The following is a 24078-nucleotide window of genomic DNA, read 5'->3' on the forward strand; positions in this document are numbered from 1 at the left end:
AGCTTCGCTGGGCAAACAAAAAATAGGCTTACTACGAGTAAGCCTATCAAGATAATTGAATTAGAAATTAAAACTCTGCATGAAATCTAAGTGCCATCTCTCTTGGTGCACCATAAGTTTATCTACTATACCCAAACCACTTCAAGATGCAGGATTCAGTTGGAATGAGAAATACTTTAGGTAAGGCATTGATTGAAGAACATGGTTATTCCCTTTTCAAAATCAATAACGCTGCATAAACTATTTATAAACCAACCTTACAGGGACTTCTGAGCAAATCATGCTCGTTGTTCCATCTTTTTTTAAGGGAGTAACCATTAATGCAAAGATGCGCTTAGATCATGAATTGCTCAGCAGTCCTGAACCTCACATCTTGAAGTGGCTTGGGTATATAACCCTATCAACGGCTGTTAAATAAGCACCCATATTGTTCCACTCCTAGCCAATGCGTGTATTTACTAATGCAACAGAATCATTCATCGGATCAAAACTAGGAGTTGCCTCTTGCTGTTCTTTTGGGTTTGTAGATTGTGCATATGGATTTGAGACAGCACGCGATACATCCACATAATTGGCATTTATATTAGCAAAGAATCCCTTATCACCTTTATAAGTTGCTGCGATGTTTCCTGTCCACTCTGGATAATTTCTAAAACTAAATCCGGCTAAATTAAATTCATTATCATCTGGATTTAATGGAAAATCTTTAAATTCGGTGTCTGACATTACTAATCCAGCAGAAAGCGTGATATTTGAATTCATTTTATAAAAAATTTCAGTTTCAAATCCTTTTACAGTTAAGCTACCTGCATTTCTTGTTTCTTTATCGTATTGGTTACAAGCCATAAAGATCTATAAGATAGCTCATAGTTATTAGTATATTCTGCATCATATGTGTAAGTTGCTGCTCGAGCAATATTTGTACCCACACCACCTGAACGGTATCCTTTTTGGAATATAAAGCTAGTCGTCATATCATCATTGATATGAAAGCTCACACCTAGTTTAGGTAAAAATGCATTGAAACTCGCATCAACTAAAGGTTCATTACCAGATGCATCTGCTGCCATTGCAAATGGCTTAGTATTTAAACCTGCTACTATTTTCGCTGTCATAGGATCAAAGTTTACATTTGTTGGATCGGGTAATAAATCACCATTTGCAACGCTTATAACACTTTCACCTTCATTTTCTTGTTTTGCATGATCCCAACGTATGCCCGCTAAAATATCCCACTGTTCATTAATTTGATATGTAAAATCAGCAAAAATTGCACTTGAAACTACTTGCTGCTCAATTTTACCGTGAGTTTATAACTGCACAGGGTCAGCAGCTTGATATAAACCTAAAATCATATCTGCATAATTTTGCGGTAATCCTAAACCACCGTACTCAGGAGGCACCACTAGTAAAGTAGGTACTCCTAATCTAGCTAAAGTTATCTTTCGTCCCCCACCATTTACATCATCGACATCTAAGCTAGAGTGATATAAACCAACTAAACCTATTAATTGATCATATTCAAATCTTGCTCTAAATTCTTGACTGAATGTTTTATCAGTGCGATCATCAGTTAAAACTGATTGTGATTCACTAACATCGGCATCACCATCCCACTGATAATTATAATCACTTACCACATAGTTAGTTATTGAAGTAAGTGACTAAATATCATTATACCCAAGCCACTTCTAGATTATTTTGCGTAAAAACAGTAACACTTGCAGCCGTTTCTTGTAGAGAACGATCAATCTTTTACCCAGTAACAACTATTTTTTCAACACCAGATAAGTCTTCTTGTGCAAAAGCAGATAGAGATAAACTACTTGTTAGTAATAACCCGATACGAACCGCCTGAGCAAGGTAGCTAGTTTTCATTTTTAAATTCCTGTTAAACCTCATATTTCTATAAAGAAAGAAATAACAAAAATAACTCTCATTACAATTCATGAAGATAATAATAACAATGACTATAAAAAATCTAGTTTTAAAACTCTAAACTGACATGATTATCGCTGAAAACATACCTAATTTCGGTCCAGCGTGTTTAAAATAAAGAAATTATCGCTTTGAATTTTCGAAACAATATATATAATAACCTAACAAGTAAACAACAATGATTTGTATTACCATGACGATTTCAGTGTTATTTCTATGGATAGGATGCTTAGCTGTATTTCTCTCTAGCCCTAATCAAAAGTTACTTATTAAACGCCCATCAAAAAATATCACATGGGCAATATTTACTGTGTTTTGTGTATTTAGCTGGTATTTATTATTAAACCTCTATCCTGCTGTTACTTCAGGGCTTGTCGTTTTATCACTCGTTATGGCTTTTTGGACAATAATTATCATCGCTCACGGTCATTTAAAAATAAAATTTTTGCCATTCGCCTGTATTGGGGCCGTATTTTCACTTGCTTTAGCACAATTAGGAGGTCTGTAATGTGGGCAAAAAGCATACCTGCGATTTTTGGTGGTTGCCTAGTTTCAGTTTCTATTATGCTAAACCTTAACTACTTATTACCTACTGCAGTAGATACGCGTCTTTTTATAGGGTTACTATGCGCTTTTCCTTTATGGATTATTATGATGGTTTACTGTTATGTCAGCGATGGCGGTAAGCAAGCATGGAAACGATGTTTTTCAGTATTATTACTGTCAGTTTGTTTAAACGCTATTTTTGTAATGAGATAAATAATGAAGAAAGAATTTTTAAAAAGAATTACAGATGCACATAGTTGGCTTGGTTTAATCATTTCAGGTTTACTTTTTATTGTTTTCTTTGCTGGTTCAATTGCATTATTTAGAGCTGAAATAACACAATGGTCAATGCAACCACACTTTGAACCAAGTAGAGGAGCGCCACTACCAGTAAGTCAAATATTAGAAATTGCAATAAAAGACCGCGCATTCGAGCCGAAAGAACACTTAACACTTGTTAAACCTAGTAAGCATAGCCCATATTACAAAGTATATGTTGATGTTGAGCATGAACCAGGACAAGAAGATCATGATGCGCTATTAATTGACCCTATTACCGGCGAGATAATAGCAAGTGTAGATGATTTCTATTTAGCTAACTTTATATATGAACTGCATTATGATTTAAATATCCCTGCTGGTTCATATATTATTGGATTTATAACACTCTTTTTCTTCTTTGCTATCATTTCTGGCATCTTTATGCATGCTAGAAAGTTATTCTCAAATTTCTTTAAATATCGTGCCCAAAAACAAAAAAGAAGCCAATTACTTGATATGCACAATGTTGTTGGAGTGATGAGTCTGCCTTTTACAATTATGTATGCCATTAGTGGATTAATTTTTAACTTAGTAATTATTTATCAAATCGCATTTGCCGTTATTTTATATAAAGGCGATCAACAGGCATTATTAGATGATGCAGGATATCAAGCTATTGAACCTAAATGGACTAATACTCCTTGGGAAAACCCAAAAGTAGATCAAATATTACAAAATATAAAAGCGAAATATAAATCTGAACCAAGCTTGATTCGATTTTATAATTATGGCGATAACAGCGCTGTTATGCAGATCAGAGGTGAAATCCAATCAGAGTTTGCATATAGATACGAAACTGCAATCACTGTATCAAATCAACAAGCGCTTTATATCAAAGATAATAATAACCCTAACACTTTAGTTAAAGGCTTATATGTAATTTCTAGATTACATTTTGGAGATTACGCTGGATTAGATTTGAGGATCTTATACTTTATATTAGGTTTAGGTGTGTGTGCGCTTATAGTGACAGGTAACCTATTGTGGATTGAAAAGCGCAGTAAACAAAGAAATCACTCAGTAAAAACATTAGCTTTTGTAAATAACTTTACTCTATGGAGTACCGGAGGTGTTGTTTTAGCAACTGCGGTAGCATTTATAACAGAGCGTGTAATACCCATTACCTTTTCACAAAGACCAGACTATATGGTATATAGCTTTATTGTTACTTTAGTGATTGTTGCCTGTTTATTACCTGTTAATAAAAATAAAAAAGTCTTCTTAGGTTATTTATTAAAAATATCAGGAATCATTTTGTTATCAGTTGTGATACTAGATTGGCTAATGTTTGGCTTTGTGATATTAGAATTATGGCAGCAAGAGATTAAAACCGTGATTGCAACTGAAATAGGTTTAATATCAGTTGCTGGGCTCTTTATTTATGCGAGTAATAAATTAATCCATCACAGAAAAAAAATACAAGAAAATAATGAAAATAATGAAAATAATGAAAATGACGCTCTTTTAGTTTCACAAAACTAACAAACTTTATTATGACTTATAGGTTGATAATTGGTTGATAATTGGTTGATAATTGGTTGATAATTGGTTGATAGAATAACTAATATCTTCATTAAACCAATATAATAATGCTGCTAAATTAACAATAACAGTGCACCAAAAAACAAATCTAAAAGATGTTTTTTGCGATTTATGTCGTAAAATTTGTTGTGCTAACGCAGCTCCAGGCCAACCACCAAAAATAGAAAAAATGTGTAAGGTGCTTTCTTGAATACGCCACTTACCTTTTATCGACTTATTTTTATCTACAGCATAAAGCGTAAAAGTAACCAAACTCATTAGCCAATACGCTATTACGATACCCTGAGAAAAACTTATAAATAGAAAAGTAAAGGTAATACTTACTAAGAATAGTGATGCAAGATAGATTGAAAATTGATTTTTTTCTGAGCATTTGGTCTGATTAATACTTGCTTTATTACCAGAAAAAATTACATTTTTTGCACAGGGTTTACCATCTTTTCCTTTTGAAGGCGTATATGTGACAATTGCATTTAGTGGTGGGGTGAAATTACGGTTTGAAAAAGCCGATATATGTATAAAAATATCAGCACCACCTGCTAATGGTGAAATAAACCCAAACGCGTTTTCATCATTCCATGAAATTAATTTTCCTTTTGCTCTCAATTATGACTCCATATCACTTGTATACTCTATCCTTGTTCATGGAGAGTATACAATATGCTCGATATAAAATAAAACCAGCAGAGATTAAAAATTAACATTTTTAATCTCTTACATAAGGATTTGAACGCCTTTCTTCACCAAATGTACTCATAGGACCATGCCCAGGAATAAAACGCACATCACTTCCTAACGGCCATAAATGCTCTTTTATTGATTTAATCAAGGTTGGTTGGTCACCTTTTGGGAAATCAGTTCGACCTATACTTCCATTAAAAAGAACATCGCCCACTTGCGCTAACTTACTTTGTTTATGATAAAAAACAACATGCCCTGGCGTATGTCCGGGACAAAAATATACATCTAATGTGATATTACCAAAGGTCACTTTATCACCTTGGTCTAACCATCTATCAGGCGAAAAAGCCTCTACTGGCTGAAAACCAAATTGCGCAATTTGCTCTGGAAATAGGTCAATCCAAAATTGATCATTTTTATGAGGACCCTCAATCGTTAAAGATAACTTTTCACTTAACTCTGCACTTGCTCCTGCATGATCTAAATGGGCATGGGTTAATAATATTTTAGTCAGAGTTACGCCCTGCTTTTTAACCTCAGCCAAAATTGTACTCACATCGCCTCCAGGATCTACAATTGCCGCCTGTTTTGTTTCATCACACCAAAATAAAGTACAATTTTGTTGAAATGGGGTAACGGGAATGATTTTATACTGCATCATATAATTTAACTTCTTTTCACTAAAAACAATTATCTCGATTATTCATTATTTAAATTTTGAATTCCAGCCTTGTCGCGTTAAAATGCGCTTGCTAAATAATTAGCACATTCTCAGGGCGGGGCGAAATTCCCCACCGGCGGTAAATTCAGCTTAGAATGAGCCCGCGAGCGCTTTATATATTTATCTATAATAGAGGTCAGCAGATCTGGTTAAAGTCCAGAGCCGACGGTCATAGTCCGGATGAGAGAGAATAAAAAATACAGTCAGTTAAATCTGAGGGTATTTTCTTTGCATGATTAAAAACATGTCACTCTACATTCCCTGATCCTGGTAATCATAAATTTTAAGGAATTTACCATGAGTCAGTTTTTATTAACTCAATTTGGCGAGCCTCACGCTCGTGTCGAAAAAGCATTAACCGCATTACGTGCTGGAAAAGGCGTATTAGTTGTTGATGACGAAAACCGTGAAAACGAAGGTGACTTTGTCTTTTCAGCCCAACATTTAACCACACAACAAATGGCGATGATGATCCGCGAAGGTAGTGGCATTGTATGCTTATGTTTAACTGATGAACGCACAAAACAGCTTCAACTCTCACAAATGGTGCAAAATAATACCAGTCAAAACAATACTGCTTATACTGTGACTATTGAAGCTAAAGAAGGTGTAACCACTGGAGTATCGGCTGCTGATCGTGTTACTACAATCAAAGCTGCAACTCAGAAAAATGCTAAACCTGAAGATTTATCTCGTCCTGGTCATATATTTCCTTTAAAAGCAAAAAATGGTGGTGTGCTAGTACGTAGAGGTCATACTGAAGCATCTGTAGATTTAATGGTACTTGCTGGATTACGCCCTTTTGGTGTTATTTGTGAATTAAATAACCCTGATGGATCAATGGCGAGGTTACCTAGAGTAGCCCAATTTGCTAATAAACATGATATGCCAGTGTTGTCGATTGAAGATCTTGTTGCTTATATTACTGAAAAACACACTATCGCAAGCTAGTAGTCCTAAACTTTAATTAATAAGCCACACTTAGTATGTGGCTTATTAAAATAATTTCGATATATCAAACAAAAAACTGTCAACCCTTTAATACAATTGAACTTCACTTAAAAAATGTGGTTTATATATGCAGGGTCGAAATTTAATCCAACTACAATTAACTGACTGCTTTTTTAAAAAGCATTTCAAAGGGCCCAGATTTAAAAAATGTCAGCCAAGTATTGCTAAAAACAATACTAGCAATACAAAAGCCAAAAGCACTTAATAATGCCACCTCTATGGAACTTGTATCAAATAAGCCCAAATATTCTATTATCCCCATACCTACAATGACATGAGCAATATAGATACTTAAAGATAACTGCCCTGTTTTAGCTAAGTATTTTAGTAAATGGGACTGCTGATTTTTTTGATAAATATAGACACATGCTATAATAATAAGCATTGATGAGCATATGGCTGAAATCATATACTGTGGTAAGGGAGGAATAATTGCAGTAGAAAATAAAAAAATCACTTCCTCTTTTAATAAGCCAATTTCACTATTATCTATGGCAAAAACCCTTAAACCGTAAAATGCGCTCTCTATCACCACGAGTGTTAATAAAGAAGTTGTGAAAATTGACTTTTGTGTCGCTCTCTCCAATAAATTTTGTCGTGCTAACCACATGCCAAACACTAAGAATGCAGACCAAGGAAACACAGGATGAAATCCATTAAAAAATTGATGTCTTAAAATACCATCAAGAGTCCAAAAATTTTGATAACTTAAAGTTTCCCAATTCCAGCCATATTCATAATCGACCACCCCCATTAATAAAGGAAAAGTTAATATAATGGCAATTGTCAGCCTAAGTAAGTTTTTATCGCTTAAATTAATTGAAATTAAACCAATAAAAAAATAAAAACCGTAAAAGTGTAAAATATCCGCAGGCCAAATTAAGGTAAAGAGATAGCCTAGTCCAATTAATAAAATCGCACGCTTAAAAAGTGAGACTTGAACCCTTAATTTTTCAAGGTGACTACTGCGATGCTGCTTATTTTTGGTTAAAAAGGTGATCCCCATACCCGCTAAAATAACAAATAATGCAGACGCCCTACCTTCAAATAAGCTAGAGAAAGTCATCAAGGCTGTATTACCATGATCAGCCCCCATCACAATTTTAAAGTTAACGATAATCATACCAAAAATTGCTAAAGCGCGTGCTACATCAAACCCCTCTATACGATTATTCATACTTACCCTTATTAGTTAAAAGTCATATTTTTTCAAAAATATAACTAAATTTAAATTAAAATAAAGAAGTTAAAAACTCACACTAAAACCAATTGAAGGTCGCATTTCAAAGTCATCAGTTTCTTCTTTAATCATTAAATCATTTGTTGAATGAATTTTTTGGTAATCTAAATCGATGTAACTGACATTATCTTGACCGTAAACATTCATTACTTCAAAAATTAACATAGCATCCAAATCAAAGAAGTCTGTTTTTCTTTCAAAGCGAATATCTAATCTATGAGCAATATCAAAACGCTCTGAAAAAGGTTCGCCATATTGTGGTAAAAACTTACCTTGATGATCTGGGTTATCAGTGACACCAGTAATAGGTGTATATGCTTGTCCACTTCTTGCGGTAAAGTTAAAACCACCATTCCAACGTTCGCTAATTTGGTAATTAAATACCACATTCAGTACTAAAGGTGTATCTGTATAATAATCTCTTGTGATATCGCGTCTTAAGTCTGTACGTTCACTTTTGGCATAACTAAGTGACATCCAACCATACCATTTATCTGTTTTATTCTTATTAATTAAGAAATCAAATCCATAGGCTTTCCCTGCAACATCATTACTATATAAAAGATCCGAATCTGCTTCGTTTTCAGTTAACGCTAAAGGCAAATCTGACATGGTTTTATAATAGCCTTCAATTGACCAACTCCACTCATTTTCTAGCTCTTGTTGAAAGCCTAAGCTGGTATGTTTGCTTGTTTGCGATTTTAAGTTAGGGTTGCCTATTTCTGGTACAATCGTATCTAAGTCTTGCAAACGATTATATTCACCATATTTAAAGTTGATTGTACTTTCCTCTGTTGCGAAATAACTCAAAGCAACTCTAGGATGAACAAAATTTTCATCTGAATAATCATTATGTTGCCATTGAACCCCAAACTCGCTTTGTATTTTGTCCGAAGCTTGCCAGATATGTGATATACCTACAAATTGATCATCTAAATCTTCAGTTCTTTTATCTTTTACTCTGTCACCTTTATTTAAAGTACAATCAGGTTCTATATCAGTACAAGTATATTGAAACATGTCATAACTAAACGTTATTTTTTTATCATGATATGCTGTATCAAACACTAAATTATGCACTTGATTAACTTGATAGTTCACTCTGGCTTTATAAGTAATTTGCTTTTCGGTTTCATTCTCGTAAAAACCACCATCAGTTTGGCCTCTACCATATTCAAACTTTCCAGCTTCACTTAACGAGCCAATTCCCATCTTCACATGAAAGCCGTCACCATAGTGATCCCATAAAATATTTTGACTATTAAAACCACGACTAAAGGTTGCGTCTCCCTGATATTCTGGATTTTTTAATGCTAATTCGGCTCTTTGATTAAAATTTGCCTTGGCACTATCTTCAGCGCCAGTAAATGAGAAGGTAACTATATTATTATGGTTCATATCCCATATTAACTTTCCCTGATAATCATGATCATCTGGCGCCTGATTAACTGTAACGCCAGTAAGCTCTCCCTCATCATCTTCTAACTCTTCACCTTCTTCAAAAAATAAAGGTAAGGTACTTTTTCGAGCCGAAAAATAAAAAGCCGTATTTTCTGTTAATTGCCCTTCAGTAAAAATTCCCGCATTAAACATAGTAAAATCTAATGTTGTTTTAAGCTCTTGATATTTAGGGTTTCTAAGAGATACATCAAATACAGCCCCAGTTGCATTGCTATAACTCGTGCCATAGCCAGCAGAGTATAGTTTAAAATCTTGAATGATATATTTATTAAAAATTGAAGCACCAAAGTCATGAAAAATATATCCTGCGGGCATAAAATCGACTTCAAATAAATTATCACTTGGCGCTGACCCCCTTACAGCGGGTTCACTCATAGAACCACCAGCTGCCACAACACCAGGTAAAGCATAAACAGCTTGAAGGGGATCGCCCATTGCGCCAGGCATACTTGTTAGTTTTTGTGCGTCATCTGTAATGTGTGTTAATACACTGCTGCGCTTTGTTAGCACTTCAATGCGCTCTATTATTTTTTTCTTATCTATTTCTTTCGCACTGACATTTTGATAACTCAAACTCATAAATATGGCAATCGTAGATAACTTAAATTGTATTTTTAATGATGGCATTAGCTCATCCCTGTCGTTAATTTACATATAATTTAATTGAAAAACAGGGAAAATAATGTCAAAAATGTGTAGTGGCTTTGTCGAATACTGTATGCAAATGTATAAAAGTGTAGAAATTAACTATTTAAAATGAAAGTGAATACATTAAAATTACAATATATTAAAGATAACTTAACAATGTAGTGTGGGTTCTTATTGTATTTAATTTGGATACAAAACGATTTTTCGTTTTGACACTATTCTAAGGAAAATAATAATGACAATACCTATTAAGGCTATATCTCTTTGTTGTGCTTTGGCATCAATAACATTACCTAGTTTTGCCAAAGAACTTTGGATCACAGCAGATGCTGATTCAATAAAAACACTGCAAAAAGTAAATGCTAAAATTAAAAGTAATAGGCAATCCATATTACAAACTCAAAAAATAATTGCTAAATTTGATGATAAAAATGTAATTCAATTAAGTAAGTTAATGCATGATGAACATAGACGATGCGGTGGATTTACCGTACATTCATCAGAGCAAGATGCTATAGCTGCCAGCTTACTACCTACAACATTAGCAAGCTTTGTTCCTCCAGTTATAAATCAAAATGCTAAGGTAATAAATGCCCTTAGTCAATTAAATGCTAATAATATTAAAAGTACTATTAATGACTTAGCTGGATTTACCAATCGATACTATCAAACAAGTCATGGTGTTAATGCCGCAAATTCAATTCAGACTCGTTGGCATAACTTAGCTAACAATATTAGCTGGGCGACTGTAACAGCTTTCAACCATAGCGCGTGGCAGCAAAACTCGGTTATTCTCACTTTAGAAGGAAGTGAAAAACCTGATGAAATTATTATAATTGGTGGCCATTTAGATTCTATTAGTGGCACTTCTACTGGTGAAACTACAATTGCACCTGGTGCAGATGATAATGCATCAGGTATTGCCACTTTAACTGAAGTTTTAACCGTATTTTTAGCGACAGGTGAACAACCTAAACGTACGATCAAATTTATTGGCTATGCAGCGGAAGAAGTTGGTTTAAGAGGTAGCTCTGAAATTGCAACTCAAGCAGCTAATAATAATGATAAAATTCTTGCGGTAATGCAGTTAGATATGACAGGTTATATTGGCGGACCTGAAGATATTGTATTTATGGATGACTATACAGATTCTGGATTAAATACCTATTTAACCCAATTATTAGATGTATATCAGCCTACTGTAAATTATGCTTTTAGTACCTGTGGTTACGGATGTTCAGATCATGCTTCTTGGCACAATAAAGGTTACCCTGCTGCTATGCCATTTGAATCTAAAATGAATGCATATAACCCGCATATTCATAGTGCTAATGATACACCTGATAAATTAGATGCTACAACTGAACATGCTTTAAATTTCGCAAAGTTAGCAATCAGTTTTGCAATAGAAATGGGCTTTAATACAGCGACACACGAAACGCCAACATTAGAAAATAACATCCCCCTGACCAATTTATCAGGAGCCAAAAACAGTATCACAAATTATAAGTTTGTCGTTCCTAATGAAGCAACTTCAGTAACAATTACGAGTTCTGGAGGCACTGGAGATGCTGACTTGTATATTAAAAAAGGCACCGAGCCAACAAACACAAGTTATGATTGTCGTCCATATAAAAATGGCAATAATGAAACCTGTAGTTTCAATACAAATGTTTCAGGTGACTACTTTGTTCAATTAAATGCTTATAGTAGCTATAGTGGCCTATCTTTAAAAGCATCATATGAAATTGGAAGTACAGGTGGCAATAGCGGTAGCGAAACCAATTTATCAACAAGTACCAATAATTGGCTTTATTATGAAGTAACAATACCAGCTGGCACATCAAGTTTTAATGTTTCAATTGCAGATGGTAGCGGGGATGCTGATTTATATCTTCAGCAAGGTCGTCAACCTACAAAAAGTAGCTTTGTTTGTCGACCTTATAAAAATGGTAATAGTGAAACTTGTAGTCAAACAACCCCACAAGCAGGTGTATGGTACATAGGCATTAATGCTTATTCTAGTTTTTCAGGTTTAAATCTAACTTGGCAATACTAATGCTAGACTGAGTTAAGCTAAAACTTTAGAAGTAACATCTCATTTTGTTGCTTCTTTTTTTATTCTAATAAATTCTACTTTTGAGTTTGAACAAAATAACTTATTATTACACACTAAAATTTCCAGTGACGAAACTTTAGTGGCTATCAAGGCGTTTTAACGAGCCAATTGTTGGCGATTGTGAGTTAGGACAACGCAGATAGGCACATAATAAATAGCGTTATTAGACAAATTCGCTTAACCACAGTTCAGATTATTTAGCAAATTCACAATATTGTGGCTGTATTAAGGTTAAATAATCTTGTGTATTTAATATACAAGATTTTGTTAATATGCCAGCATTAAATGCAATTTTATCATTATATGAAATTGATTCATCTAGGTATAAATCATAAGGATAAATTGGTTTGCCAAAAGATGGTAGAGCGCCTTTTTCAACATAACAGATTGCTTTTAATTCTTCTTCAGTGGTAAATCTAAATTTTTGCGTTTTAAGTATCTTTCTTACTTTATTAGAATCCACTTGTTTTTTGCAGAAATAACAAATAAATGAAAACCTTTTTTATCTTTAAACAATAATGTTTTACCGCCTATTTTTATATCTTCCCTCGGGATTGGGCAGATATTTCACAGGTTGCGGCACTTTTATGATCAATTTCTTTATAACTAATATTGTTATATTCTAAAAATGCTCTTAGGTTTTCTGTGATGCTCATTTTTAAATTTCTAGCGTATTAAGCATGACGCGTATCATAATAGTAAAATGGACTTAGTATACCCAGCTGCATTGAAATACGCGATTTTAGCAAGTCGAGAGGCGTGCCAAATAACAGGCATAAGATGTTGTAGCATAAGATGTTGCATAAGATGTTGTAGCTCATATTTAATCTGACACTTTTCAATTTTGGGTTTGACCTAATCGTAAAGTTGGTTAGGCCAGAAATGAGTCTATTACTGACAAAATTATTTTATGAAACCACCTTATCTGAGAAAAGTTTTGCTATAGTTTTTAGCTAATTGATGAGGCAGGTTTAAGCTCAAAGCTGTCGTTCATATTCGATTCCGAACGTTATAAGCCTATGGTTGCTATTAATTGAATTCGAGCTTTACTTCACTTCAACTACTTTAGCTAACATAGACTTTCTAAGATCATTCTTCTCTTTAGTCCATACTTTCTCATAATCATAAAATTCTTCGAAAACTGAGGCATTTTCAGGAATCTTAACCCAAGATTGTTTAGTTGTTGTAAATATATGCACATCTGGTAGAAATTGATCTGGATTATCAAGAGTACCCACTCGAATAAATCGTATTCCTTTTTTTATTCCTCCCATAAAATAATTACTCCAAAGGGCAATCCTACATTTGGGACATCGAGCAATATCCAGTCCTTTACCACTTGGAGATTCTGTTTTAATTTCGTCGATAGTACCACTTATAAGGTTGACTTTTCGCGCATCAAAAAGTGCATTTAAAGCAAAAGCAGTGCCTGTTTGTCGCTGACAATAACGACAATGGCAACAGTGAGTATTAAAGGATCAGGTTCAATTTCATAACGTACAAAACCACACGCACAGCCACCTTTACAAATGTTATTTAGCTTGCTCATATATATTACCTTTTAGATGTTTTTTAAGAAAAATTAAAAGTTAGAAAGCAAGCCTTTTGTATTAGGAGAGGTAAGCATGCTTAGACAATTATGGCACTACAATAACCAAATCTAGTTAAACAAAGCTAATCTACTTCAACTATATCGCCTTTTAAACTTGCAACAAACTCAGAAACATCAACTTGCTCTTGTTGAGGAACGTTAATTGCTCTCATCGTTGCTCCTGCATGTTGTAAAAATATTTGCCAATCACTCTCGCTTATATTCATTCCTTTGTGGGATAGCTTCATGTCTCGTCCCGAATAATGTAATTGACCACCCGCATTAGTGCATAAATAATCGATTAGTAATTGTTTTTCTTTATCTAATCTATCTGCTCCTCTGTGATCCCAGAAACGTCTTAATTGGCTATCCTCTTGTAACCTAGGCTGCAAGTTGCTCGATGGTATGAATAAAGGCATTAACGACACCATCACCTTCATAAAATGCAGCTGCGGTAATAAATTTAGCGCCATCAACAACTGAACCGCCACCAACAGCGAGTAAATAATCAATGTTCTCTGCTTTAATTGTTTCTTGAGCTTTCATCAAAGTGTCATAGGTTGGATTTGGTTCGATACCTGAAAATTCAAACCAAGTATGTTCTGTAAGCGCATCACTCACTTGTTGATATACGCCATTTCCTTTAATTGAACCACCACCATAAACCAGTAAAATTCTTGCATCTACTGGGATCTCATGTGAAATGGCGGTAATTTTCCCTTCACCAAAATGAATACGGGTTGGGTTTTGAAAACTGAAGTTTAGCATTGTTATACCCTAAAAATTTTCAAGAAAGTAATTTATAAATACGTTCGTCTAAGCAGAAAATTGAGCGTTTTATCTGTTAATTGGAGTGTTAAATAATGCTTAACGTCACGTCAATATTGCCACGTGTTGCGTTTGAGTATGGGCAGACTTGATGTGCTTTATCAACCATAGCCTGTGCTTTTTCTTGATCCATACAGCCTAATGAAACCGCAAGTTTCACTGCTATGCCAAAACCGCCTTCAACTGCACCAATAGCGATTTCTGAGTTAATATAAGTCTCTCTAGGTAAACTGATTTTTTCTTGACCCGCGACAAATTTTAGCGCGCCTATAAAACAAGCGGCATAACCCGCAGCAAATAGCTGTTCAGGATTAGTACCTTGCCCGTCATCGCCCCCTAAACCTTTGGGTGTTGACAATGTAACGTCTAAAAGGCCGTCGTCAGATTTTGCAGTACCTTCACGACCACCAGTGGCTGTTGCTTTTGCGGTATACGCTATGCTTTGTAATTTTTTCATATTGAATCCCAGTATATTTTTGTTGAGTAAATAGTTCGTTTAAGCATAAAGTTGCTCGAGTAATTTTTCAGCGACTAGGGCTGAACTTGCTGGGTTTTGACCAGTAATAATAAGACCGTCTTGAATTGAAAAGGCATGCCAATCTTCAGATTTTTGATAATCGCCGCCACGTTTAATTAATTCATCTTCAACTAAAAAAGGTACTATTTCTGTTAATTGCACTGCTTCTTCTTCGCTGTTAGTAAAACCAGTTACTGCCTTACCTTTAACTACAAAGTCGCCAGAGGCTTGTTTTACATTCAATAAAGCTGCACTCGCATGACAAACTGTCGTTACAGCTTTACCGGCATTAAGAAAACTTTCAATCAAAGCGATTGAGTCGGTATTATCAGTCAGATCCCATAATGGACCATGACCACCGGGATAGAACACGCCATCAAAGTCAGCTTCATTAACTGAAGATAACAGTACTGTAGTCGCGATTTTAGCTTGTGCGGTAGCATCAGCGTCATAACGCTCAGTGGCCGCTGTTTGGAAGTCTGCTAATGTACTTGCTGGGTCAATTGGCGCTTGTCCGCCTTTTGGTGTTGCTAAAGTGACTTCAGCACCTGCATCAATAAATGCGTAATAAGGGGCTGCAAATTCTTCAACCCAAAAGCCTGTCTTTTTACCAGTGTTGCCAAGCTCATCGTGTGAAGTAAGTACCATCAATATTTTTTTAGTCATTATCATTTATCCATTTATCAATAAAAGTAAGTGTGTTTTCATTTTCTATACAAACAGTATAAGTTCAGAACTCTACGTGAACAATGCAGATAAAATTGACAATATTATATTAATAATTGATACAATAAGTGCTAGAGGTATGTTGTTCATTAATAGGTAGTGTATGAATGTTTCATTTGAACGACTCAAGAGTATGGTTGTTTTTGCTCAAGTCATTGAACAAGGTAGCTTAAGCGCGGCAGCGAAACATTTAGGACTCTCTCGCGCGGTAGTCAGTTATCACCTGAAAAAGCTTGAAGCACAACTCGAGGTAAAATTGCTTAACCGATCAACACGTTCGATTAACCTCACGGAAGCTGGTCAAGCCTATTATGAACGCTGTCGTGTTATTGCTGAGCAAGCCAGTGCCGCTAATCAACAAATTGAAAACTTCAAAAATGAACCCATCGGATTACTTAAAATAACCTGTCCGGTAAATGTTGGTTTACAGACTGTTGTGCCAGCACTAAATGAGTTTAAGAATATTTACCCTAAAATTGAGCTTGATGTCATGCTGACTGATGAAGTGGTTAATATCATGAAGGAGGGAATCGATTTGGCGATCCGCGGAGCGCCATTACCTGACTCCGGTTTACAAGCAAGTAAACTGGCCACCCTAAAAACCTGTCTTTGTGGTGCTCCCGAGTACTTTCTTCAATATGGACGACCAACGAATCCTGCTGATTTAGATGATCATCAATGGGTAATCTACAAATTAACCTCTGGCGTATTAACCTTAAATAAAGGCAGCCGATCATTCAGTATTGCCCCCCAAGGAAGCATTAGTACTAATAATGCCGCGGCACGCACCGCATTTGTTGAAGCTGGTCATGGATTGGCCCGTATTCCTATTTATGATGCTTGGCCAAAAATACAAGCTGGCACTCTAGAAACGGTACTTGATGACTATGTATTAAACGACATAAATGTTTATGGTGTGTTCCCTCCTGGTACTGCCAATTCGAAAAAACTTAGGTTATTGCTTCATTTTTTGAAAGAGTATTTTTCCAGTCAAATAAATTTAAGCTCTGCTCAATTATAGAGTAAATGAAATATGGAGTATCTGACGACCTCAATAATTCCAACATAATAGTAAGATACTCTATGCGAAAAAAGTGTGAATAGCTTTTCATTATTTATGTTCGCTTTCGTTTCAATAGCGCACCGAATATTGACTAACTTTAGTTAATATATTGAGTTCTAAGTCGGAATAGCAGCCCTTTTCATAGCTTAAAATCATGTGTAAATTATCAGTTTAAATAAGACTCTCTTTTTAAATTTGTATGATGAAATGCTGACTAATCCACATAAGATGTGTTAACACCAAGCGACTTTGTCGTTAAGTCATTCTCAAAAAATATCTTATAACAACGCAATTGACCGCTTATCGTCTTGCCCTACGGGAGTGCCAAGTAGCACGGGTATATTCCTGTTTCTTTACCATTATGAATTAATCATCTCCTAAAAACATATCTTCATCTTCAAGTTCATGGAGTAAATCATCATTTAATTCATCTAAACTGATACTTTGAGTTTGTGAGTAATAAATAGCACTTGCCTCTGAATAATTTGGCACATTATCATAACTGAATACACTGTAATATTTAGGGATATTTGTATTACCAAAGTTATCAAATGTATATTCGTCTTTCCCTCCGTATATCTTAACGCCATCAAAAGGTGACTTGGGTGGATGAAAGCGATTTCTAACAACAAATGAACCTACAAAGTCAGAATCCTCTGGGTTTTTCCAAGTCAGTTTAACTTGTTTATTTTCAATCGACACCTCTAAGTTTTTCGGCTGATCTAATGCATATTTTCGACGTTTCAGGTAATTAATAATTAGCTTTGCTTTGAACTCTTCATTATCGCCATGGAAATCAACAAGCCCATTGGTCGCCTGTGATTCTGCAGTTGCACGAATAATAAAATAGAAAGGTTTATTCTCTGAATGAAGTCTCTCTAATGCTTGCATTGAATAACTATCAAAAATGAAATGATGTTGAGATTTATCTTTGAGTTGCTCATTAGAGATTTCATATCCTATATACTCAATTTTTTTTCTTTGTTTCACACTTTTATAATCCACGTCTTTAAGCTCCGCCAGCTCAATGGTGAATCGAATGTCTTTTAAAGTATTTAAATGATTTTTATTATTAAGCAATAAATAGGCTTGTGTGATCACTGTTGTATCTGGGTTTGGCAAAACATTTAATGCAAATGCCATTTGCCCATAAACAATTTGACCTTGCTGATCAAACCCAGATTTTAACTGTTCACTTTGTACAAATTCTGGATGAATTGTATTAAGTACTGCGGGGCTCATTTCTATTTTTTTATCAGGCTGGTTATATATCAAATCTACATATGGCCTGTAATGTAACCCGCTACCAAAAGGTCCATAACCAATATCAAATTGCATCATTTGAGAGTCATTACCTAAAGGTAGACTTGTTGGCCCTTTGATCCTAAGTAAAATTTCTTGGCCATTATTTAAAATAAGTTGATCTAATACATTACGCTCTATGCCATTAAACTGCCACTTACTCCAAATACCTTGCGTCATTTTATCTGATTCAATTGTTTGTCCTAAGCTACAGATACTTTGTGCATTAGCTATTTCATCATAATCATAAATATCGATAATTTGATTCGCATCTAAAATATCAATTGACCACTCACCAAATTTTTCAATTTTTGCATTAACCCGATTCATTGGATAAAGTGAAAACGTTGCATTTTTAATAACACTACGCTCTGGTAAATTACTTAAATCAAAACGTATCACACCATAACTAATACCACGTTTTTTATTAACACCAATAAACATTGAGTTATAACCAAAGTGCTCTTTATTTTTATTTGTATAATTTTCAGCTAAATAACCAACATCTTGTTTTGCAGGAAATAAAGTCATAGAGAATTCATTACTTGCTAACTTTGTTTTTAAGCGTAATTCAGGACTAAAAGGAGATTTTATTTTGGAGACTTTATCAACAGCTCTAATATTATAAAAATAACTTTGACCACTTTTTAATTGTACATCAGTAAACTCTGATGACTTGGTAATAGCCACTAAGGTTTGTTCATTACACATATTTTTATTTGTTTCGCTACGATAAACTTCAAAATAAAAATTATCTTTAACAGGACAAATCCACTCTAGTGTAGCGGTATCAGTCCCTATTCCCTTGATTGTAAACCTTTCAATTCGCTTTGGCGCCAATTCAGAATAATTAATCGATTCCGATAAAGCATGTATCAAAGCAGGGATATTTTCATCAATACTTTGTGACATATTTTTCATATAATCAGGAATATTACGTGTACCAACTTCAACAACCGTAGCTAATATGCCTTTTGAATAGTAATACTCTCGACCACTACCCCTAATTAAGTTCGCAGGCGGTTTTCCCCTATGAATGCCGTATTGTCTTCCAGTCACTTTCTTAATTTCATTATTCATATTGGCACATAAAATATTAAGATCTGTGCCTTCAATTTCGACTTCATGATTAAATTTATGAGCAGGAAAAAACACATTACCTTGAGAATGGTAATCAAGGGATACTGTTATATTTGAATGCTTTTCGACAAAGTCACGAATAGATCGAGTCTCTGGCTCTGAAAAAGGGTAAGGTCCACTATAGGTATTACTATTACTATCCGAGCTCTTTCTAAATTTTGAATCAAAGTTACGGTTTAAATCAACGCCAAAGGTACCATCACCATTAACCCGTCTATTTTTTCGCCAAAATGAAAAGTGATTTCTAGAGTATTCAAAACCATCTGGATTTAAACAAGGCACAATATAAAGTGTATTGTGTGTTAACGTATCCATTAGATTAGGATTAACGCGATAATTGTCTAAAATATACTTAATAAACTTAATCGCTAACTCATTGCCAATCCATTCTCTGGCATGAATAGATCCCGTATAAAGTAAGCCTGGTTTCTCATCTGCAAACGTAACATCATTTGAGATAGTAGCTATCATTATTGGGCGGTTTTCCCAAGTATTTCCGATACTTTGTAAACGGATTAAATTAGGGTGTTGACTCATAGCCTGTTGTAAAAAATCTATAGTTTCTTGATATGACGCATATTGTATTTTCATAAAATGACTTTTATTGATTATCAAAAATTTTATTGGATAACTTTAAATATAAAAGCTGCCCCCAAAGACATTATCTATAGGTCTTTACTAAATTGTGCCCAATGAGATTGAATTACTTCTAATTTTTTAGCTTTAACATTTTTTATTTCACATAATTTTTGAGGGTTATTTTGCAATGCATCAACGACACCTTGCGTTCCTAAGGTATTTACAATTTCTTGTGCCATTTTATTGCCAATGCCTTTAATGCTAGTAAAAAATGACATCAAACTTAATTGCGATATCGCATTAGTATCGTCAGGTGCTTCAATCACTAATGAATCACTAGTTTCATCTTTACTTACTTGGATCGAGGCTGGCTGAGTAAATAAGCCTGGGTAATTTAACTTAAAGTTATCTTGAAAATTCCATACATCACTTGGCCATTCTTCATCATCATTTTGTTCAACACGCATAATAGGGTAACCAAATTCATCAACTTGCTTAAACAGTTCATTACCATCGAAGCTAGGGGTATGCTTGCCAAATGTAATGTGCCTCATTGTTCGAAGCAAGCTGACATTAATTTTACCTAACTCTTCCCAATTCCACATTGGAATATGTGGGGCTTTAAATTGTCCATTTGAATATTTCCACATTAGATATTGCCCTATCCAATCTCGAATATATGGAAAGGCAGCAAATGCTGTCGCACACTCCAAAATATAAATCTGACCATTTTTACCTAAAGCAATGTCACATGCCCAATATTCTGCATTGGCTGCTATAGACGTTTCAATAGCAAGTTTTAGTACACTCTTAGGCACATTTGCATAATCCATACTGCCGCCTTGGCTTGTATTGGTAAGCCATTCGCCTTCAGGAGGCCTCCTCCAAAAAGCACATACGGGCTTATGTCCTATCAACATTACTCGAATATCAGCTTCCATAGGAATAAAATTTTGAACATATACAGGATAGTATTTACGTTTATTCAGTAACGCTTTTGCTTCACTATAACTATCTACTTTATGAACAAAATAACCACCATAATTTGAAGGACCAAAAGAGCGTTTAATAATTTTAGGGTATGTCGCATTTCTTAAATATTTTTCTGCTCGTTCAGGTACATAAAAAATACTTGTTAAAGGAGCTGCTAGGTTATATTTATTACAAAAGTGAGTGACATTTTCTTTCGATTTATTAGAAAATTGCGCATCAAGTGATGGTACAAATTCAACATGGGGTAAGACTTTTGAAATTTCTCTGAAAGTTTCATAAGCAGTTGCCGGAATATTACCTATTAGAACATCTATTTTTTTTGCTTTTATTTCATCTATGAAACGCTGTTTATCTTTACCCCAACGATAAGTGACTTGCTCTATTTTATTTGGCCAACCTTTAAAGTTCGAATTATCGAAAAAGCGCATGACATGATTTAAATAAAGAAAGCCTAACTTAGGTAAAGTGCTCGTATTTTTCATTTTACGCAACCTTAGATGTAGATTGAAAAACAGTTTTGTCAATTAAATTAACAATGGCATCTAATTTTTTAGTGTTAAAGTTAAGCCCTCGCTTTTCTTGCTCAGGAGTAGCAAATGCAGGAATACTATTAATCTCAAGTACAACATAGCGCTCTTGTTCACGATCATAAATTAAATCTACACCTGCGATTTCTAATCCAGCTAAATCTACCGCTTGTTTAGCAAGGGCGACAACTTCATCATTAGGTTCACGTACAAAAATACTACCTCCAGATGTAACATTGGTTTTCCAATCATCTTTTGGTGCTTTTCGGCCATAGCAACCAATAAATTTACCATCAACAATATCAATTCTGTAATCTGTATTATCATAATCAATAAAACGTTCAAGGTAAAAGTAACGTAAATCAGTTCGGCTTAAAAAAGGTAACAGCATATCAAGCGCTTGCTCTCCTTCAATTTTTACTATGCCCGCGCCCCCCCAGCCATCGGTAGGTTTGTAAACTAGCTTCCCCCCCCAATCTTTAATGGCTGTTTTTAATCCATGCGTATCATTTTTATGACATAAACGATATTCAGGAGTTGCAATAGTGTGATTATTCAGTAAATGTGAAGTTTTAAATTTATCTTCAGATAATGCAAATGCGGCATAATTGTTTATAGTAGGAATACTTTGGCTAATAGCTTCATATAAATACAATTGATATTGGCTCTGCTGTCCTGCGTTGTAACTTAAAAATAAATCTAACTCTTCCATGATAATATTATTACAAAAAATATTGCCATCTCTAGCATAAGCTTCTCGCAAGTTTAACCCTGTAATGCAGTTAATATCTCTTTGCTTAAGCGCATCAACCATTTTAGTTTGGATCTGAGTTCCCCCACCATTTTCATACAACCACAAACCAACATTTGCTAGTGCCATCTTTTATCTCCTTTAAAATATTTTGCTATCAATTAAGCATACTAAACGTAAATAGTGCCTTTGTTTCATCTATTAGAATCTAGTTTTATGACAGTAAGTTGAAGAAATAAAAAATCACTAAATTGTTCATGAAACGGTCACGAAAATGAAACCTTAAATTTAAATTTTTATATTTAAATACGGAGATAAATCCGACTAAAATCACTATGGAAGCTTTAAAACATGATTAAATCAATGAATTTCACTGAACTTGCTAAAATCATAAATATCAATTCATACAGTAAAAATAAATGCGGGGTAGATCAAAATGCAGAAGTATTTAAATCATGGATGCTGCCCTTAGGCTTTCAATCTCAAACATATGAAAGAGCACTTATTGGTAATCACATTTTATTTAAATCAAATAAAAAACCTGGCAAAAAAATATTATTATTAGGTCATTTAGATACTGTTTATCCACCAGGTACATTCGAAAAATTTTCAGAAGATGATGACTGGATTTATGGACCTGGCGTGTGTGATATGAAAGGCGGTAACTATGTTGCTTTGTGTGCATTAAGAAATTTAAAGCAGCAAACTGGTGAAATTGTAAATATTGATATGCTACTTGTCAGTGATGAAGAAACTGGCAGTGATGATAGTAAAACGCTTTCTAGTCAGTTAGCAAAAAACTATGATTATTGTTTTGTATTTGAAGCTGCGGGTAAAAATCATGAAGTTGTACTATCACGTAAAGGTGTCGCCACTTTTAATATTAAAATTGAGGGAAAAGCAGCCCATGCAGGAAATGAATACAGTAATGGCATTAATGCTAATTTAGCTGCTGCACATATGATTATAGATTTAACCGCTTTAACAGACCTAACTCAAGAAACCACTGTTAATGTGGGAAAATGTTCAGGTGGTGTTGGCGCTAATACCATCTCTCCAAAAGCAAATCTCGTAGTTGAAGCTCGATTCAATTGTTTTGATGAAAAGCTCAGAGTATTAGAAAATATCTATCACATTGTAGATCATGCCAAAGTTGAAGGTGTTAAAATAAGTATCACTGGAGGTGTACAACGAGATGTTATGTCACCAACCCTTAAGCAAGAAGAATTATTAAATTTCATTAATTCAGCAATAGGCTATACATTACCAACTGAATCTCGAGGTGGTGTCAGCGATGCAAATACCATGTCTGAGGCTGGATTAATTACCATTGACGGTTTTGGGCCATTTGGTGATGGTGACCATACAACTAACGAACGTGCTTGTAAAAATAGTTTCATACGCCGTATAGATGAAATGAGCAAAATCCTTTTCCAATATACCAAACAAAATTCAAATAAATATGTTGAAACTTCAATGAAAAAAGCACGATTTGCATAATAATTTTATTTAATCAATTGGTAATTCTGTTAAATATCCAAGCTACCTCAAGATGCAGAATTCAGCGTTTCACAGATACTTAATATCAATACATAACTTTGTAGGAATAAGTTATTCTCTGAAGATGAATCATAACGCAGTAATCGTTTTCTACCTAAACTCCCTCTAGGGCAAGACGATAAGCGGCCAACGGCGCTGTTATAAGATATGTATTGAAAATGCTTAAGACACATATTATGCCTCGGATTTGGCACGCTTCGCGACTAGCTGAAATCGCGCATTTACATGCAGCATAGATATAGAGTCGAAAACATCTTAAAATAAATAACAAAA

Annotated in this window: 24 protein-coding genes, 2 pseudogenes and 1 riboswitch; of the genes and pseudogenes, 8 read left to right on the forward strand and 18 right to left on the reverse strand. The window is 34.5% G+C overall.

The window, feature by feature from the left end; all coding sequences use genetic code 11:
- Positions 1–280: 280 nt before the first annotated feature.
- Positions 281–418 carry a hypothetical protein gene (locus CJF42_RS27620; RefSeq protein ID WP_170940654.1) on the forward strand — a complete coding sequence of 46 codons (138 nt, stop codon included), beginning with the start codon at positions 281–283 and terminating at the stop codon, positions 416–418.
- A gap of 20 nt (positions 419–438) precedes the next feature.
- On the opposite strand, the gene CJF42_RS18475 is transcribed toward CJF42_RS27620, so the two are convergent.
- The 4 genes from CJF42_RS18475 to CJF42_RS29115 all read right to left on the reverse strand — a co-directional run bounded on the left by CJF42_RS18475 (position 439) and on the right by CJF42_RS29115 (position 1878).
- Positions 439–846, reverse strand: coding sequence for a TonB-dependent receptor domain-containing protein (locus CJF42_RS18475; protein ID WP_095368094.1), 408 nt, complete (start codon positions 844–846; stop codon positions 439–441).
- The gene (locus CJF42_RS18480) at positions 798–1298 is read right to left on the reverse strand and encodes a TonB-dependent receptor domain-containing protein (protein ID WP_095368095.1); all 501 of its coding nucleotides are present in this window, start codon (positions 1296–1298) and stop codon (positions 798–800) included. Before CJF42_RS18480 ends, CJF42_RS18475 begins: the two co-directional genes overlap by 49 nt.
- Before the next feature lie 12 nt (positions 1299–1310).
- Positions 1311–1640: a hypothetical protein gene (locus tag CJF42_RS18485; RefSeq protein ID WP_095368096.1), complete on the reverse strand. Its 330-nt coding sequence runs from the start codon at positions 1638–1640 to the stop codon at positions 1311–1313.
- Positions 1641–1755: 115 nt separating this feature from the next.
- A complete protein-coding gene (locus CJF42_RS29115; RefSeq protein WP_286203509.1) occupies positions 1756–1878 on the reverse strand; it encodes a hypothetical protein in 123 nt (40 codons plus the stop codon).
- A gap of 238 nt (positions 1879–2116) precedes the next feature.
- Here CJF42_RS29115 and CJF42_RS18490 point away from each other — a divergent pair, with 238 nt between their 5' ends.
- The 3 genes from CJF42_RS18490 to CJF42_RS18500 are packed head-to-tail and all read left to right on the forward strand — an operon-like array spanning position 2117 to position 4287.
- Positions 2117–2446, forward strand: a complete 330-nt coding sequence (locus CJF42_RS18490; protein WP_095368097.1) for a hypothetical protein — start codon at positions 2117–2119, stop codon at positions 2444–2446.
- Positions 2446–2697 (forward strand): hypothetical protein, encoded by a 252-nt coding sequence (locus CJF42_RS18495; protein WP_095368098.1) that lies wholly within the window; start codon positions 2446–2448, stop codon positions 2695–2697. The genes CJF42_RS18490 and CJF42_RS18495 overlap by 1 nt, the downstream gene beginning before the upstream one ends.
- Before the next feature lie 3 nt (positions 2698–2700).
- The gene (locus CJF42_RS18500) at positions 2701–4287 is read left to right on the forward strand and encodes a PepSY-associated TM helix domain-containing protein (RefSeq protein ID WP_095368099.1); all 1587 of its coding nucleotides are present in this window, start codon (positions 2701–2703) and stop codon (positions 4285–4287) included.
- Between the two features lie 9 nt (positions 4288–4296).
- Here CJF42_RS18500 and CJF42_RS18505 read toward each other — a convergent pair whose 3' ends face one another.
- Both CJF42_RS18505 and CJF42_RS18510 read right to left on the reverse strand, forming a co-directional pair.
- Positions 4297–4953 (reverse strand): DUF1294 domain-containing protein, encoded by a 657-nt coding sequence (locus tag CJF42_RS18505; RefSeq protein ID WP_095368100.1) that lies wholly within the window; start codon positions 4951–4953, stop codon positions 4297–4299.
- A gap of 100 nt (positions 4954–5053) precedes the next feature.
- Positions 5054–5689: an MBL fold metallo-hydrolase gene (locus CJF42_RS18510; protein ID WP_095368101.1), complete on the reverse strand. Its 636-nt coding sequence runs from the start codon at positions 5687–5689 to the stop codon at positions 5054–5056.
- A 102-nt stretch (positions 5690–5791) separates the two neighbouring features.
- Positions 5792–5945: riboswitch (FMN riboswitch) on the forward strand.
- 101 nt (positions 5946–6046) lie between these two features.
- Here CJF42_RS18510 and ribB point away from each other — a divergent pair.
- The gene (ribB, locus tag CJF42_RS18515; protein ID WP_095368102.1) at positions 6047–6700 is read left to right on the forward strand and encodes a 3,4-dihydroxy-2-butanone-4-phosphate synthase; all 654 of its coding nucleotides are present in this window, start codon (positions 6047–6049) and stop codon (positions 6698–6700) included.
- A 157-nt stretch (positions 6701–6857) separates the two neighbouring features.
- Here ribB and CJF42_RS18520 read toward each other — a convergent pair whose 3' ends face one another.
- Both CJF42_RS18520 and CJF42_RS18525 read right to left on the reverse strand, forming a co-directional pair.
- Positions 6858–7937, reverse strand: coding sequence for a DUF418 domain-containing protein (locus CJF42_RS18520; protein WP_095368103.1), 1080 nt, complete (start codon positions 7935–7937; stop codon positions 6858–6860).
- Between the two features lie 69 nt (positions 7938–8006).
- The gene (locus CJF42_RS18525; RefSeq protein WP_095368104.1) at positions 8007–10088 is read right to left on the reverse strand and encodes a TonB-dependent receptor plug domain-containing protein; all 2082 of its coding nucleotides are present in this window, start codon (positions 10086–10088) and stop codon (positions 8007–8009) included.
- Positions 10089–10344: 256 nt separating this feature from the next.
- On the opposite strand from CJF42_RS18525, the gene CJF42_RS18530 reads away from it, so the two are divergent.
- Positions 10345–12168, forward strand: coding sequence for a M20/M25/M40 family metallo-hydrolase (locus CJF42_RS18530; RefSeq protein ID WP_095368105.1), 1824 nt, complete (start codon positions 10345–10347; stop codon positions 12166–12168).
- 253 nt (positions 12169–12421) lie between these two features.
- Here the strand turns inward: CJF42_RS18530 and CJF42_RS18535 are convergent, their stop codons facing one another.
- The 7 genes and pseudogenes from CJF42_RS18535 to CJF42_RS18560 form a co-directional block, all read right to left on the reverse strand.
- Entirely contained in the window at positions 12422–12691 is a 270-nt protein-coding gene (locus CJF42_RS18535; protein ID WP_212668834.1) for a YbaK/EbsC family protein, read from the reverse strand.
- A 583-nt stretch (positions 12692–13274) separates the two neighbouring features.
- Positions 13275–13640: pseudogene (locus CJF42_RS18540) on the reverse strand (GFA family protein); the annotation flags it as partial.
- Positions 13640–13777, reverse strand: a complete 138-nt coding sequence (locus CJF42_RS28160) for a hypothetical protein (RefSeq protein ID WP_212668835.1) — start codon at positions 13775–13777, stop codon at positions 13640–13642. The pseudogene CJF42_RS18540 and the gene CJF42_RS28160, both read right to left, overlap by 1 nt.
- 125 nt (positions 13778–13902) lie before the next feature.
- Positions 13903–14238 (reverse strand): group I truncated hemoglobin, encoded by a 336-nt coding sequence (locus CJF42_RS18545; protein ID WP_212668836.1) that lies wholly within the window; start codon positions 14236–14238, stop codon positions 13903–13905.
- Positions 14239–14248: 10 nt separating this feature from the next.
- Positions 14249–14587: pseudogene (locus tag CJF42_RS18550) on the reverse strand (iron-containing alcohol dehydrogenase); the annotation flags it as partial.
- A gap of 88 nt (positions 14588–14675) precedes the next feature.
- On the reverse strand, positions 14676–15104 hold the full coding sequence (locus CJF42_RS18555) for an organic hydroperoxide resistance protein (RefSeq protein WP_095368108.1): 429 nt from the start codon (positions 15102–15104) through the stop codon (positions 14676–14678).
- Between the two features lie 39 nt (positions 15105–15143).
- Complete coding sequence (locus CJF42_RS18560) at positions 15144–15830, reverse strand: type 1 glutamine amidotransferase domain-containing protein (protein ID WP_095368109.1); 687 nt, start codon at positions 15828–15830, stop codon at positions 15144–15146.
- Positions 15831–15993: 163 nt separating this feature from the next.
- Here CJF42_RS18560 and CJF42_RS18565 point away from each other — a divergent pair, with 163 nt between their 5' ends.
- Positions 15994–16911 (forward strand): LysR family transcriptional regulator, encoded by a 918-nt coding sequence (locus CJF42_RS18565; RefSeq protein WP_095368110.1) that lies wholly within the window; start codon positions 15994–15996, stop codon positions 16909–16911.
- 408 nt (positions 16912–17319) lie between these two features.
- Here CJF42_RS18565 and CJF42_RS18570 read toward each other — a convergent pair whose 3' ends face one another.
- The 3 genes from CJF42_RS18570 to CJF42_RS18580 form a co-directional block, all read right to left on the reverse strand.
- Entirely contained in the window at positions 17320–19986 is a 2667-nt protein-coding gene (locus CJF42_RS18570) for a M14 family zinc carboxypeptidase (protein ID WP_095368111.1), read from the reverse strand.
- Between the two features lie 74 nt (positions 19987–20060).
- Positions 20061–21449: an ATP-grasp domain-containing protein gene (locus CJF42_RS18575; protein WP_095368112.1), complete on the reverse strand. Its 1389-nt coding sequence runs from the start codon at positions 21447–21449 to the stop codon at positions 20061–20063.
- Between the two features lies 1 nt (position 21450).
- Positions 21451–22374, reverse strand: a complete 924-nt coding sequence (locus tag CJF42_RS18580) for an ATP-grasp domain-containing protein (protein WP_095368113.1) — start codon at positions 22372–22374, stop codon at positions 21451–21453.
- A gap of 222 nt (positions 22375–22596) precedes the next feature.
- Between CJF42_RS18580 and CJF42_RS18585 the strand changes: the two genes are divergently transcribed.
- On the forward strand, positions 22597–23745 hold the full coding sequence (locus tag CJF42_RS18585; RefSeq protein WP_095368114.1) for a M20 family metallopeptidase: 1149 nt from the start codon (positions 22597–22599) through the stop codon (positions 23743–23745).
- The last annotated feature ends 333 nt before the right edge of the window (positions 23746–24078 follow it).

The sequence above is a fragment of the Pseudoalteromonas sp. NBT06-2 genome, from assembly GCF_002276045.1.
Lineage (GTDB): Bacteria > Pseudomonadota > Gammaproteobacteria > Enterobacterales > Alteromonadaceae > Pseudoalteromonas.